This is a genomic window from Streptomyces cyaneus (assembly GCF_004028635.1).
Taxonomy (GTDB): Bacteria; Actinomycetota; Actinomycetes; order Streptomycetales; family Streptomycetaceae; genus Streptomyces; species Streptomyces cyaneus.
Window position 1 is genome coordinate 1403103 of the sequence record NZ_RQJW01000003.1, and the last position, 13520, is coordinate 1416622.

Below are 13520 nucleotides of genomic sequence, written 5' to 3' on the forward strand. Positions count from 1 at the left end.
CGAGAAACGGCTGAATGGCGCCAAGAGTCGAAGGAGGGGCCACCCCGGCGGAGTGGCCCCTGAGCTCCATGACTAGTGGAGGGCGGAATCGGCCGTCGTCACAACGGTGCCGACGACGGCGGACACGGGGGCCGACGCTTCGGCCGGAAGGGTCACGACGACATCGACCGGGGTGGCGGGCTCGGCCCGGCCACCGGAGTGAGAGCCGGAATCGGAGCCGGAGCCAGAGCCGGAATCGGAGCCGAAATCGTCCTGGACGTAGCGCGTCTCGTATCGCGGCTCCGGATCCTCCTGCGGGGAGTCGGCCTCGGGTCGCTCGGGAGCGTCGGCGTCCGGGGAGTCGGACTCGGGCTCTACGGGCGGGCCACCCTCCCCCTTCTCGTCCCGCTTCCCCTCCTTCGCCCCGGGCTCGGCCTTGCGTACGTCCGCCAGGCCGCCGTCGAGCATCCAGCGCTGCGCCTCGGAACCGTCCCGTTCGGTGACGACCACGCGCTCGCCCTTGCCGCACGCGACCGCCAGCCCTTCGGACCGGCGCAGCAGGAGCTCCCCGTGGACGGTGAGGTCGTAGCTCACCTCGCCGGCGTGTGCGAGGCAGTTCGCCAGGACGACCGTGCCCGTGTCGGGGTCGGAGTCGAGGCAGAGGGTGGGGACGGCGGCGCTGCGCAGGAGACCGTTGTCCTGGTACGACCACTGCTGCGACGCGGCGGACGAGCACGACGCCAGCTCGGCTCGGGTGCCGCTGCGGACCTTGCCGTCGCGGAGGTCGAGGCACAGGCCGCGGTCGAGGTTGCGGAGCCTGCCCTGGGCGATCGCGACGGGTTCCTCGGCCGAGGCGGCCGACGGTGACCCGCCGGAGGAGGGCGAGGGCGGGGAGACGGCGCCGGGGTGGACGGTCTGACCGCTGGGCGCGCCCCAGGTGGCCCCCGGGTCCGGCGCCCCGTTCTCCTCGGACCAGCCCTTGACGGTGAGCACGGTCACGAGCAGGGCCAGGGAGGTCACAGCGACGCCCACCGCGACGGCCTTCGCGCGTCCGCGCGGCGGGGCGGGAGGCGCCGGGCGGTGCCGTCCGCCCCGGCGCGGGCGGGCGTCCGGCGCCGATCCGGAGCCGCCTCGCCCGGGCCTGGAGTCGAGATAGCGCCGGGCGCCCCAGCCGAGCACGGTTTCGGCGAGGAGCACTTCGAGGCCGCCCTCGAAATGGCTGAGCTGTTCTGCGGCGTGGCGGCAGTAACGGCACTCCGTCAGATGCTGCTGGACATCGGGCAGCAGGCCGCCGCCCCGGCGAATGGGGACGTCGAGGAGACGGTTGTAGTAGCGGCATTCCCGGGTGGGCGCGAGTTCGCGGTGGGCGCGGACACAACCCTGCCGGAATTGCTCCCGCACTCCCTCCAGCGCCGCCGACGCGGTGCCCGCGTCCACTCCCAGCAGACCGGCGGGTATGGTTATCGGTTCCGCCTCGACCTCGGTGTGCCACAGGAGGCATTGCGAGGCCCCCGACAGAGCCCGAAATGCACGCTCGGCGATTTGCCGCCTTTCGGGCGTCACGGACCGTGCGGCGCGCAGCCCGCGCCCTCCGGTCGGTTTGCCGAGTTCCGGCAACAGGGCGGAAATTCCGTCGTCGGCGGCCCACTCCCTGACCAGGTCCCGTACGGCGGCGAGGAGTTGGGGGCGCAGCGCGCCGGCGGCCGGCCTGCCGAGCACGCGATGGAAGGCCGCGGCGGCCACCATGGAGGCCGAACTTGCCGTGGACGCCAGGCAGATGGCCGCGTAGTCGTACGTAGCGCGCCAGTGCCGGGCCATCAGCAGGGGGACGGTGTGGGGATCCGTCCCGGCCCGTCCCGGACTCGCGAGGAGATCGCGGTCGGACTCTCCGGGGCTCACCCCGGGCCGGGGCGGGTACGGCGGTCGTGGGGGGTAGGGGGATTGCACTGAACCATTTCCTTCCCAGCCGCAGGACGGCATGCGGAATACACGTCCGTCGGAAAAGCAGGTGCCTGATTGGTGCATACCTGGGCCGCGTCACCTAAGGACCGGCTATCGGGTCGCTCACTTTCGCACAAGCAACGCACAAGAAACAAGAAGTCCGAGTGACCAACATTCAAAAACCGGCGAATTCCGAAGGGTTACCGGCGGTATCAGCACCAGCTTTCGATACCGCCACCGAACAGGGCGCCAAGTTGTGTGCAGCCAAAGACCATCGGTCCACGGAATCTTCAACTCCGCATGCTGCACAGCAAGCTCCGAGGTTTCTCTCGGCGTGCTCTCATCCCCGTGCACCAGCATGAGCCGCATGATCGTCCCCCACACGACACCCACCCCTGATTCGGACGGCGCGCCCCGTGCCACCCGGACGGTCCGCAAGGCGGTCGTCCCGGCCGCGGGCCTCGGCACCCGGTTTCTGCCCGCGACGAAGGCGACGCCCAAGGAGATGCTGCCGGTCGTCGACAAGCCGGCCATCCAGTACGTCGTCGAGGAGGCCGCGGCGGCCGGGCTCGACGACGTGCTGATGATCACCGGCCGGCACAAGCGGGCCATCGAGGACCACTTCGACAACGCCTTCGAGCTGGAGCAGGCACTCACCGCCAAGGGCGACACAGTACGGCTGGACGCGGTGCGCGACCCGGCCCGGCTCGGCGACATCCACCACATCCGCCAGGGCGACCCGCTCGGCCTCGGCCACGCGGTGCTGTGCGCCCGTCATCACGTCGGCGACCAGCCGTTCGCCGTTCTCCTGGGCGACGACCTCATCGACCCGCGCGAGACCCTGCTCAGCCGGATGCTGGAGGTCCGCGACCAGTACGGGGGCAGCGTGGTCGCACTCATGGAGGTCCCGCCGGAACAGATCCACCTCTACGGCTGCGCGGCCGTCGAACCGTCCGGCGAGGACGGCGTGGTCCGCGTCACCGGCCTGGTGGAGAAGCCGTCGCGCGAGAACGCGCCGAGCCGCTACGCGGTCATCGGCCGCTATGTCCTCGACCCGGCCGTCTTCGGTGTCCTGGAGCGCACCCCGCCCGGCCGCGGCGGCGAGATCCAGCTCACTGACGCCCTCCAGGAACTGGCGACGGGCGGAACGGTTCACGGAGTCGTCTTCGACGGGCTGCGCTACGACACCGGCGACAGGGCGGACTATCTGCGCACGGTGGTACGGCTGGCGTGCGCCCGGGACGACCTGGGGCCGGAGTTCGTGGCCTGGCTTAAGGAGTTCGTGGCAGGACTGGAGGAGGACGGCGGGCAGGAGCGCAACCGGCTCGCCGCTTGAGAGCTCGCGGCACCAAAGACAAAGGGGCCCCACACACGGGGCCCCTTCTTGCTGCCGGACGACCGGCTCAGCCGTACGGCTGGCTCAGCCGTTCGGCCGCAGGGTCCAGACGACGGTCATCTCCCCGGTCACAGCCCCGTCGCCGCGCTGGATCTCGATCGCCACGGGGAACTCGGGCCGCTCCCCCGCGTCCAGCTCCGCGACGACCTCGGCGGCCGGGCGGCCCAGCGTCGCGGTGGCGGTGACGGCGCCCATGGCGAGCTTCTTGTAGGAGATCTCGGCCCGCACGGCGAGCGGCACGGCGCGCGAGAGCTGGTCGCCGAACGCGGCCAGCACGATCGCGCCACTGGCGGACTCGCCGAGCGTGAACATCGCGCCGGCGTGCGGCCCGCCCACGTGGTTGTGGTACTCGCCCTGGTCCGGCAGAGCCACCACGGCCTTGTCCGGCGTGGTCTCCAGGAACTCGAGGTTCAGGGTCCGGGCCATCGGCACGGTGGCGGCGAGCATCTCGCCGATCGACATCTGGTCTGCGCTCATGGCGGTCATGTTACCCGCGGGTAGGGTGCGGGAACAGGCCTGTGTGACGAGCGTCGTATCACTACCGGTCGAGCCACCGGTCGAGCCGGACCACCCGCGAGCCGGAGTGCTGCGCCCGGCCCGTGACCTGCAATTCGTTTGGCAGATCGAGGTCCGGACGGCGATAGTCGCCCGGTGACCTCCGCCCCCGAGCACCTCCGCCGTTCCCGCCGCCCCTCCTGGGCGGGCCGCAACTACAGCCTGCTGACCGCCTCGGCGTTCGTCACGAACCTCGGCAGTCACGGTGCGCTGATCGCCGCGGCGTTCGCGGTGCTGGAGGCGGGCGGCGACGGCGGCGACGTGGGTCTGGTGGCCGCCTCCCGCACCCTGCCCCTGGTGCTCTTCCTACTGATCGGCGGCGCCGTCGCGGACCGCCTCCCCCGACACCGGGTGATGGTCGCGGCCAACGCCCTCAACTGCCTCTCCCAGGCCGCCTTCGCCATGCTCATCCTCGGCGGGGAAGCGCAGCTGTGGCAGATGATGCTGCTCACCGCCCTCGGCGGCACCGGCCAGGCCTTCTTCAGCCCGGCGGCCGAGGGCATGCTGCTGTCGTCGGTCCAGGGGGAGCAGGCGAGCCGGGCGTTCGCGGTGTTCCGGATGGCGATGCAGGGGGCGGCGGTGGGCGGTGCCGCGCTCGGCGGTGCGATGGTGGCCGCGATCGGGCCGGGCTGGGTGCTGGCGGCGGACGCGGCGGCTTTCGCGGTCGCCGGGTCCCTGCGGGCTTTCCTCGACGTGAGTCACATTCCGCGGCGCACGCAGGGCGGCGGCATGCTCGCCGATCTCCGGGACGGCTGGCGGGAGTTCGCCGGGCGGCCGTGGCTGTGGGGCATCGTCGTCCAGTTCTCCATCGCGAACGCGGTCGTCGGCGCCGCCGACGCGGTCTACGGCCCGCTGGTCGCCCGGGACCATCTGGGCGGGGCGGGTCCGTGGGGCGTCGCCCTCGGTTTCTTCGGGGCGGGCACGGTCGCGGGGGCCCTGCTCATGACCCGTTGGAAGCCGCGGCGCCTGCTGCTCGCCGGCACCTTGTGCGTGTTCCCGCTCGCCCTCCCCTCCGCGGCGCTCGCCGTACCGGTGCCGATCACCGTGCTCTGCGCAGTGATGTTCCTGACCGGCGTGACGCTTGAGGTGTTCGGCGTCTCCTGGATGACCGCGCTCCATCAGGAGATACCGGAGGACAAGCTGTCCCGGGTCGCGGCGTACGACTGGTTCGGCTCGGTCGCCCTCGTCCCGCTGGCGACGGCCCTGGCGGGTCCGGCGGAGGCGGCGTTCGGGCGCACGTCGGCGCTGTGGGGCTGCGCCGCGCTGGTCGTGGTGGTCACGGCGGCGGTGCTGTGCGTACCGGACGTACGGAACCTACGACGTCGTACCAAGCAGGTGAGCGCCGGAACCCGGCTCGACTCAGCCGATGCTGAAAGCCCCGTCGGGGGGCTCGGGTGACGGTACGGCGTCCTCGTCCCGCACCGGCCGCGCGCCGCCGATGAACTGCCGCAGGGCGGGCCCGTGTTCGACGCGGGCCGGAAAGGCGTCGGAGGCGGTGAGCCGGGCCAGGGCGGGCGTGTCGAGGGGGTGGTGCGCGGCGACGAGCACCGCGTTTCCGAAGCGACGTCCTCGCAGCACGCCGGGCTCGGCGATCAGCACCAGTTCCTCGAACAGGGTGGCGTAGGTGGCGAGTTGGGAGCGCAGGAAGGTGAACGGCGCGGCATCGGCGAGGTTCGCCAGATACACGCCGCTCCCCCGCAGCACCCGCTCGACCTGACGCGCGTACTCGACCGACGTCAGATGCGCCGGCACCCGTGACCCGCCGAAGACATCGGCGACGAGCACGTCGGCCGAGTCGTCCGGGGCCGCCTCCAGCCAGTCCCGGGCGTCCCCGGCGTGCAACTGGATGCCGGCCCCGTCCGCAACCGGCAGATGCTCGACGACCAGTTCCGTCAGCCCTCGATCCGCCTCGACGACGTCCTGCCGCGAGCCGGGCCGGGTGGCCGCCACATACCGGGGCAGGGTGAGCGCCCCGCCCCCGAGGTGCAGCACGTCCAGCGCCTGCCCCGGCTCGGCGACGGTGTCGAGGACATGCCCGAGCCGCCGGGCGTACTCGAACTCCAAATACGTCGGCTCGTCGAGATCGACATACGACTGGGGCGCCCCGTCGACGGTGAGCAACCAGGCCCGCTTCCGATCGACGTCGGGCATCAGCTTGGCGGTGCCGTAGTCGACAGCGCGGGTGACAGGTATCGGATCGCTCACCTGCTCATTGTGCCGGGGAGCTCTCTACGAGGGGCACGGGAGCGCCCCTCAAGGGGCGCGGGGAACTGCGCGACCAGCCACGACGGCCCCGCAGTCCCCCACGCACCGCACCACCCTCACACGACGGCGGTCACGGTCCCCGCGCCCACGGTCCTGCCACCCTCACGGATGGCAAATCCGAGCCCGGGCTCCAAAGGCACCTCACGCCCCAGCTCAACGGTCATCGTGACCGTCTCCCCGGGCCGCGCGACAGCCACCTCACCAAGGTCGATGTCACCCACCACATCCGCCGTGCGGATGTAGAACTGCGGCCGATACCCCGTGGCGACCGGCGTCGTACGCCCACCCTCACGAGCCGAGAGCACATACACCTGCGCCGAGAACCGACTCCGAGGCACCACACTCCCCGGCGCCGCGACCACATGCCCCCGCCGCACGGCATCCCGCGGAACCCCCCGCAGCAGCAACGCCACGTTGTCCCCGGCCTGCGCCTCGTCCATAGGCTTGCCGAAGGTCTCCAGCCCTGTGACCACGGTCTCGACGTCGGCCCCGAGCACTTCGACCCGGTCTCCGACCCGCACGGTGCCCCGCTCGACAGCCCCGGTGACGACCGTCCCTCGCCCGGTGATGGTGAGCACGTTCTCCACGGGCAGCAGGAACGGCGCGTCCACATACCGCTCCGGCATCGGAACGTACGTGTCCACCGCGTCGAGCAGCGCCTCGATCGACGCCGTCCACTTCGGGTCCCCCTCCAGGGCCTTCAGCCCCGAGACCCGTACGACGGGCGCGGCGTCGCCGCCGTAGCCGTGCTCGCTGAGCAGGTCGCGGACCTCCAGCTCGACGAGGTCGATGAGCTCCTCGTCACCCGCGTCGGCCTTGTTGAGGGCGACGACGATGTGGTCGACGCCCACCTGCCGGGCGAGCAGCACGTGTTCGGCGGTCTGCGGCATGATCCCGTCGAGCGCGGAGACGACGAGGATCGCCCCGTCGAGCTGCGCGGCGCCGGTGACCATGTTCTTGACGTAGTCGGCGTGGCCCGGCATGTCGACGTGCGCGTAGTGCCGGGTGTCGGTCTCGTACTCGACGTGCGCGATGTTGATGGTGATGCCGCGCGCGGCCTCCTCCGGCGCCCGGTCGATGCGGTCGAAGGGGACGAACGTAGAGGATCCGCGCTCGGCGAGGACCTTGGTGATGGCGGCGGTCAACGTGGTCTTGCCGTGGTCGACATGGCCCATCGTGCCGATGTTCAGATGCGGTTTGGTGCGTACGTATGCCGTCTTGGACATGGCTGTACCTCGAAGTCTCTACAGAAGTCTCGGCGAAGGAGATGGGGACCCCAAGGACTTGCCGACCCTCCCCCTGCGGGGTCCGCCGGACTGTCCGGAGAGGGTCAGCTTCGGGCGCCGTCGACTGCGGCCAGGAAGACCGGAACGGCAGCCTTCGGAGCATCCGCGACTGCGGATGCTGCGAGGACGAAGGCGTGCCGGAACATGAGGTCGATCATCGTCGACGCTTTGCCCGACGTCGAATGGTTTTTCGCGGTACGGGACTTGCGGCACGGGACGTGCGGCACGGGGCTTCAGGCGCCGATGTTCTTCAGCGCCTCCCGCACCGACAGCGGCGCGAACCGCCCCCGCTCCCGCTCCAGAAAGGCCCGTACGGCGTCCGGGTCGCTCTTGGCGTACTCGCGCAGGCACCAGCCGATCGCCTTGCGGATGAAGAAGTCGGGGTGCCCGGACTGGCGCAGGCAGTAGGTGAAGAGGCGTTCGGCGTCGGTGCTTTCCTTGTAGCGCAGCTGGTGGAGAAGGGCCGTGCGAGCCACCCACAGGTCGTCGTCGACGATCCAGGCGTCCATGTCCGCGGTGAGCTTCGGGTCGGCCGCGACCAGCCCGCCGACGACGTGCGCGGCGAGCGCGTCGACGGTGTCCCACCAGGGGACTGTGGTGACGAGGTGCCGGGTCACCGGCAGGAAGCCGGAGGAACAGCGCCGCACGTGGCGGCGCAGATAGTCGACGGCGAAGTAGTGGTACTCGCGCTCGGGCAACTGCCAGCAGCGCAGCGCGATGGCGGTGCAGTCGGTCTCGTCGGGGCGCGCGGTGCCCTCGAGGACGGTGCGGGACAGGGCGCGGCGCTCGGGTGTGGGGATGCCGAGGAACGGGGCCACGTCCTTCATGTACGCCTGAGCGGTGGCGGCCCGCTCCGGGTCCGCCGCGGCGGCGTACGCGGCGGTGAGCCGCTCCAGGACCGAGTCGGCGAGAACGCTGCGGGGAACTTCCCACGTTCCCGCACCTGTGACGCGCATGAGACGAACCATACGGCGATCACACATCTTCGTCGGTTACTGTCGCCGAATGCTCGACGATGCCACCACCCGCTCTGGGGGCACCGCCACTGCCTCTCCCCGGGCCACCGCCACGCAACTCGCCGTCCCCGCGCCCATGCCGGCGCCCATACCCGCACCCGCGGGCTTCACCGCGCGCTGTTCGAGAGCGCTGCTCTCGCCGTGGTCGCGGCTGTCCCTGCTGGTGGTGCTGCTCGCGGCGGCCGCGTCGTCCGTGCTGCTCTTCGAACCGCAGAAGCTTCTGGCGAACGGCTGGCCGCCGCACGTCGAGGGCTCGGCCGCGGTGGTGCTGTTCGCCGTGGCGTACGGGCTGGTCACGGTGGCGTTCGTGCCGCGGCCGCTGCTGAACCTCGCGGCGGGCGCGCTCTTCGGCTCCGGGTGGGGCATCGGCGTGTCTCTGGCGGGCACGGTGCTGGGTGCCGGCATCTCCTTCGCGCTGGGCCGGCTGCTCGGCCAGGACGCGCTGCGCCCGCTGCTGCGGGGCCGGTGGCTGAAGGCGGCGGACGGCCAGTTCAGCCGGCACGGTTTCCGCTCGATGCTGGCGGTGCGACTGTTCCCCGGTGTGCCGTTCTGGGCCGCGAACTACGCCGCCGCCGTCTCCCGCATGGGCTACGTCCCGTTCCTGCTCGCGACGGCGCTCGGCTCGATCCCCAACACCGCCGCGTACGTGGTCGCGGGCGCCCGCGCCTCCGCACCGACGTCCCCCGCCTTCCTGATCGCGCTGGCCTGCATCGCCCTACCGGCACTGGCGGGCGTGGTAGTGGCCTGGCGCAAGCGCCACCACCTGCGGGGCCGCTGAACCGCGACGCCGATCCCGCAAACGGCTACACCGTCTCCAGGATCATCGCGTTGGCGAGGCCACCCGCCTCGCACATCGTCTGCAGGGCATAGCGCGCGCCGCGCTCGCGCATCGCATGCACCAGGGTCGTCGTCAGACGGGTCCCGCTCGCGCCGAGGGGGTGGCCGATGGCGATCGCACCGCCGTGCACATTGACCTTGGCGAGGTCGGCGCCGGTCTCCTGCCGCCAGGCCAGGACGACGCTGGAGAAGGCCTCGTTGACCTCGAACAGGTCGATGTCGTCGAGGCGCAGGTTCGCCCTGTGCAGCACCTTCTCGGTCGCCGGGACGACCCCGGTGAGCATGAGCAGCGGGTCGGATCCGGTGACGGCGAAGCTGTGCAGCCGGGCGAGCGGGCGCAGGCCGAGGCGGGCCGCCGTCTCACTTGAGGTGATGAGCACCGCGGAGGCGCCGTCGTTGACGGGGCTGGCGTTGCCCGCGGTGACGTTCCACTCGATCTGCGGGAAGCGCTCGGCGAAGGCCGGGTCGTAGTAGGCGGGCTTCAGACCGGCGAGGATCTCAGGGGAGCTGCCGGGTCGTACGCACTCGTCGCGCGAGACGCCGTCCAGGGGCGCGACCTCGGCATCGAAACGGCCCTGCTGCCAGGCCTCGGCCGCCTTCTGGTGCGAGGAGACGGCGAACGCGTCCATCTGCTCGCGTGTGATCGACCACTTGGCGGCGATGAGCTCGGCGCTGATGCCCTGCGGGACGAGGCCCTCCGGGTAGCGCTCGGCGATGCCGGGGCCGAAGGGGTCCTTGCCGGGCGGCACGTTCGACCACATCGGCACGCGGCTCATCGACTCGACGCCACAGGCGACGACCAGGTCGTACGCGCCCGAGATGACGCCCTGCGCGGCGAAGTGCACGGCCTGCTGGGAGGAGCCGCACTGGCGGTCCACGGTGGTCGCCGGGACCGTCTCCGGGAAGCCGGCCGACAGGGCGGCGTAGCGGGTGGTGTTCATGGCCTGCTCGCCGACCTGGTCGACGGTGCCGCCGATGACGTCGTCGATGAGCGCCGGGTCGACGCCGGAGCGCTCGACGAGGGTGCGCAGGGTGTGGGCGAGGAGTTCGACGGGGTGGATGTGCGCGAGGGAGCCGTTCGGCTTGCCCTTGCCTATCGGGGTGCGTACGGCTTCGACGATGACTGCGTCACGCATGGTGCGGGCCTCCGCGATTACCGGTGAGTAGGAAATTTGAACTCACCATAGCCCTGTGAGTTGGAAAATCAAACCCATTAAGTTGGAAACCCGAACCCTCCCCTAAACTGAGCGTCATGGCCGCCACCAAAGACCCGCGCCCCTGTTCCATCGCCGATGCCCTGACGCTCGTCGGCGAGAAGTACTCCCTGCTCGTCCTGCGCGAGGTGTGCCTCGGCAACGGCCGCTTCGACCAGCTCGTGCGCAACATCGGCGCCCCGCGCGACATCCTGGCCACCCGGCTGCGCCGTCTCGTCGAGGCCGGCATCCTGACCAAGCGCGCCTACAGCGAGCGCCCGCAGCGGTACGAGTACCGGCCCACACAGGCGGGGCTCGAGCTGGAGCCGGTCCTGATGACCCTCATGGCGTGGGGCGACCGCCACCTCCGCAAGGACGACGACCGCCCCATGGTGATCGAGCACATCTGCGGCAACGAACTGGTCCCGCTCGTGACCTGCCAGGCGTGCGGCGGCACAGTGGACCACGCGGACCTCACGGCGCACCCTCAGGCGCCCGGATGGACGGTGGCCGGTCCGTCGGCGGCGTGACCGGACCGACAGTCCCGTCCGACGCGAACGCCACCCCAGCCCCGCGCCTGCCCGAGCCCGCGTCTACCAGGGGTGCGTCTACCAGGGGTGCGTCTGCAGATACTTGGCGATCTCTTCCCGGTCCCAGGCCCCATCGGCCACGACGACCCGGTAGCGGCGGGTGAGGGTCTCGCCGGGTGCCAGCTCCAGCTCGTCGTGGAACGCCCAGGAGGGGGCCACGCCCGCGAAGGGCTCGTTCCGAACGAACCAGTGGGCCGGGTGGGCGCCTCGCTCACCGGCGTGGTCGTTCTCGGGGGCGTGCGCGAAGACGAGGGTCGCCTGACCGTCGGTGCCGTCGTGCTCACCGGAGTAGGCCAGCCAAGGCGCCTGCGCGCCCATCAAGCCGGGGCCCTCGGCGTCCGGGGCGATGATCCGGCCGCCCTGGAAGGCGCGCGGGCCACGCCAGAACAGGCCTGTGTAGCCGGCCATTTCGCGCCCGGCGGTGGTGGGGCTGCCGAACCGCAGCGGCTCGTCACGCCGGTTCGTCACGGCGCTCACCCAGGTCAGGGCCCACGACCCCGACTCCGCCTCGACGTCGTGCACCTCGACCCGGCGCTGCTCGTCGGCCCACACCTCACCACTGTGTGGCTGCCACGTCAGCCGCTCGGCGATGACGACACGGTCACCGTCCGCCGAGACCTCGTCGAACCCGATGTGCGCCATCGACCCGACCCGCTCGGGCAGTTCGAGGTACCCCTGCCCATGGACATAGGTGTTGCCGCCCCACAGGTTCGCCCCCGACAGATGCGAGGCCGTCAGCGACAGCCCCTTGTGCCACCGGTGGTCGTTGGGCCGATAGTCGGTGACGATGTCCCCGGCGAGGGTCCGCAGCGGGTGGACGTACGGCTTCGGGGCCTCCCAGGCTGCCTCCGGGCCGTAGACGTAGGCGAGCAGTTCGACGCCGGTGACCGGCTCGGTCACCGTGATGCGGTCGCCGTGCGCATGGACGATACGCAGCCCGGTCACGCGGCGACCTCCTCGCCGGAGGCGACCAGCTCACCGGAGGCGACCCGCTGACCGGAGGCGCCTTGATCCCCCAGGAGGGGCGCCCAGCCGGGCGCACCCCCGTGCATCGCCGTATAGAAGGGGTCGCCGGGCCCGATCTCCCCCGCCTTCACCGTCGCGTCCGTGAACGCCGACTTGTACAGCGCGGCGATCAGCTCCAGGCTCGTCCGCCCGTCCGCGCCGCTGCTGCGCGGCCGCTCCCCCGCGCGCATGCTCGCGACCAGTTCCCGCAGCTGCTCCAGATGCGAACTGGGCACGTCCGCGCCGAAGTCCTGCCACGCCCCGGCCTCGGCGTCCGGCACGTCCCGGGCCGGGGTGATGACCCAGTTGTCGTTGCGGTGGCCGTACAGGTGGGTGAGTTCGACGGTGGCCCGCTCGCAGTCGATGCGGATGCGGCTGACCTCGTCGGGGCTCAGCACGCTGTTCACGACGGTCGCCATCGCGCCGTTCGCGAACCGGACGAGCGCGGTCGAGACGTCCTCCGTCTCCACGTCGTGCACCAGGCGCCCCGCCATGGCCCGCACCTCGCTCCATGGGCCGAGCAGGTCGAGCAGCAGATCCATCTGATGGATCCCGTGCCCCATCGCGGGGCCGCCACCCTCGGTCTGCCAGCGGCCACGCCAGGGCACGGCGTAGTAGGCGGTGTCGCGGTACCACGTGGTCTGGCAGTGCGCGACGAGCGGCCGGCCCATGGCCTGCTCGGCGAGCAGGCTTCGTACGTGCCGGGTGCCCGAGCCGAAGCGGTGCTGGAAGACGATCGAGGCGTACGGGCCGCCGTCCTTGCCCTCCTCCGCCTCCACGGTGTCGAAATCGGCGAGGCTCGGCACCGGCGGCTTCTCGCACCACACCCAGGCACCGGCACGCAGCGCGGCGACGGTCTGGTCGCGGTGCAGGGTCGGCGGCGTGCAGATGATGACCAGGTCGGGCCGCTGCTCCTGGAGCATCAGGTCGAGATCGGTATAGGCGCGCGGCGCCCCAGCCCCAACCCAAGACCCTGCCCCAGCCCCTGCCTCAACCCCAACCCATGCCCCTGCCCCAGTGCCAAGCCCAGACCCAGCCGCGGCCCCAGCCGCAGTCGCCGCCGCGCAGTAGTCCTCGGCCGACTCCGCGGCGATGTCGACGGCGGCCACGATCTCCGTCTCGCCCTCCTCGGCGAGCCTGGCGAGCGCGGGCAGGTGGGAGTCGCGGGCGATGGCTCCGGTGCCGAGCACGGCGACCCTGATGCGGCGGCCGGCGAGCGGGGCGGTCTCGGATCTAGCCATGGACGTGATCAGACTCCTACGGGACACGGGCGCAGGCATCGACAGCAAGCGCTTTCAGCTCGCAGCAACGTAAGCGGCGGCCCCGGCGCAGGTCAACACCGGTATGGCCGGGATAGGCGAGCGCCCGCCCGGCCCCTGTGCCGGGGCTGTCATCGCGGGACGCTACGCTGCCCCTCGACACTCGCGATCTCTGCGCCGCCGACGCGGTGTCCCCGT

At 71.4% G+C, this 13520-nt stretch carries 12 protein-coding genes; 4 read left to right on the top strand and 8 right to left on the bottom strand.

Features of this window, described 5'->3' with window-relative positions:
- Positions 1-72: 72 nt before the first annotated feature.
- Positions 73-1797, bottom strand: a complete 1725-nt coding sequence (locus EHO50_RS15000) for an RICIN domain-containing protein (RefSeq protein WP_246101156.1) — start codon at positions 1795-1797, stop codon at positions 73-75.
- A gap of 490 nt (positions 1798-2287) precedes the next feature.
- Here EHO50_RS15000 and galU point away from each other — a divergent pair, with 490 nt between their 5' ends.
- The gene (gene galU, locus EHO50_RS15005; protein WP_128430573.1) at positions 2288-3256 is read left to right on the top strand and encodes a UTP--glucose-1-phosphate uridylyltransferase GalU; all 969 of its coding nucleotides are present in this window, start codon (positions 2288-2290) and stop codon (positions 3254-3256) included.
- Positions 3257-3340: 84 nt separating this feature from the next.
- Here galU and EHO50_RS15010 read toward each other — a convergent pair whose 3' ends face one another.
- The gene (locus tag EHO50_RS15010) at positions 3341-3778 is read right to left on the bottom strand and encodes a DUF4442 domain-containing protein (RefSeq protein ID WP_128430720.1); all 438 of its coding nucleotides are present in this window, start codon (positions 3776-3778) and stop codon (positions 3341-3343) included.
- A gap of 189 nt (positions 3779-3967) precedes the next feature.
- On the opposite strand from EHO50_RS15010, the gene EHO50_RS15015 reads away from it, so the two are divergent.
- Positions 3968-5269 (top strand): MFS transporter, encoded by a 1302-nt coding sequence (locus EHO50_RS15015; RefSeq protein ID WP_128430574.1) that lies wholly within the window; start codon positions 3968-3970, stop codon positions 5267-5269.
- On the opposite strand, the gene EHO50_RS15020 is transcribed toward EHO50_RS15015, so the two are convergent.
- From EHO50_RS15020 to EHO50_RS15030, 3 genes are all read right to left on the bottom strand, one after another.
- Complete coding sequence (locus tag EHO50_RS15020) at positions 5231-6076, bottom strand: spermidine synthase (protein WP_181449615.1); 846 nt, start codon at positions 6074-6076, stop codon at positions 5231-5233. The two genes, EHO50_RS15015 and EHO50_RS15020, sit on opposite strands and share 39 nt — an antisense overlap.
- A 116-nt stretch (positions 6077-6192) precedes the next feature.
- Positions 6193-7362, bottom strand: coding sequence for an elongation factor Tu (gene tuf, locus EHO50_RS15025; protein WP_128430575.1), 1170 nt, complete (start codon positions 7360-7362; stop codon positions 6193-6195).
- A 293-nt stretch (positions 7363-7655) separates the two neighbouring features.
- A complete protein-coding gene (locus EHO50_RS15030; protein ID WP_128430576.1) occupies positions 7656-8378 on the bottom strand; it encodes a DNA alkylation repair protein in 723 nt (240 codons plus the stop codon).
- Positions 8379-8427: 49 nt separating this feature from the next.
- Between EHO50_RS15030 and EHO50_RS15035 the strand changes: the two genes are divergently transcribed.
- Positions 8428-9216 (top strand): TVP38/TMEM64 family protein, encoded by a 789-nt coding sequence (locus tag EHO50_RS15035; RefSeq protein ID WP_128430577.1) that lies wholly within the window; start codon positions 8428-8430, stop codon positions 9214-9216.
- Positions 9217-9241: 25 nt separating this feature from the next.
- Here EHO50_RS15035 and EHO50_RS15040 read toward each other — a convergent pair whose 3' ends face one another.
- The gene (locus EHO50_RS15040; protein WP_128430578.1) at positions 9242-10411 is read right to left on the bottom strand and encodes a thiolase family protein; all 1170 of its coding nucleotides are present in this window, start codon (positions 10409-10411) and stop codon (positions 9242-9244) included.
- 116 nt (positions 10412-10527) lie between these two features.
- Here EHO50_RS15040 and EHO50_RS15045 point away from each other — a divergent pair, with 116 nt between their 5' ends.
- On the top strand, positions 10528-10998 hold the full coding sequence (locus EHO50_RS15045; protein ID WP_128430579.1) for a winged helix-turn-helix transcriptional regulator: 471 nt from the start codon (positions 10528-10530) through the stop codon (positions 10996-10998).
- Positions 10999-11076: 78 nt separating this feature from the next.
- On the opposite strand, the gene EHO50_RS15050 is transcribed toward EHO50_RS15045, so the two are convergent.
- Both EHO50_RS15050 and EHO50_RS15055 read right to left on the bottom strand, forming a co-directional pair.
- Positions 11077-12003 carry a DUF6807 domain-containing protein gene (locus EHO50_RS15050; protein WP_128430580.1) on the bottom strand — a complete coding sequence of 309 codons (927 nt, stop codon included), beginning with the start codon at positions 12001-12003 and terminating at the stop codon, positions 11077-11079.
- A complete protein-coding gene (locus EHO50_RS15055) occupies positions 12000-13304 on the bottom strand; it encodes a Gfo/Idh/MocA family protein (protein ID WP_128430581.1) in 1305 nt (434 codons plus the stop codon). Before EHO50_RS15055 ends, EHO50_RS15050 begins: the two co-directional genes overlap by 4 nt.
- Positions 13305-13520 lie beyond the last annotated feature (216 nt).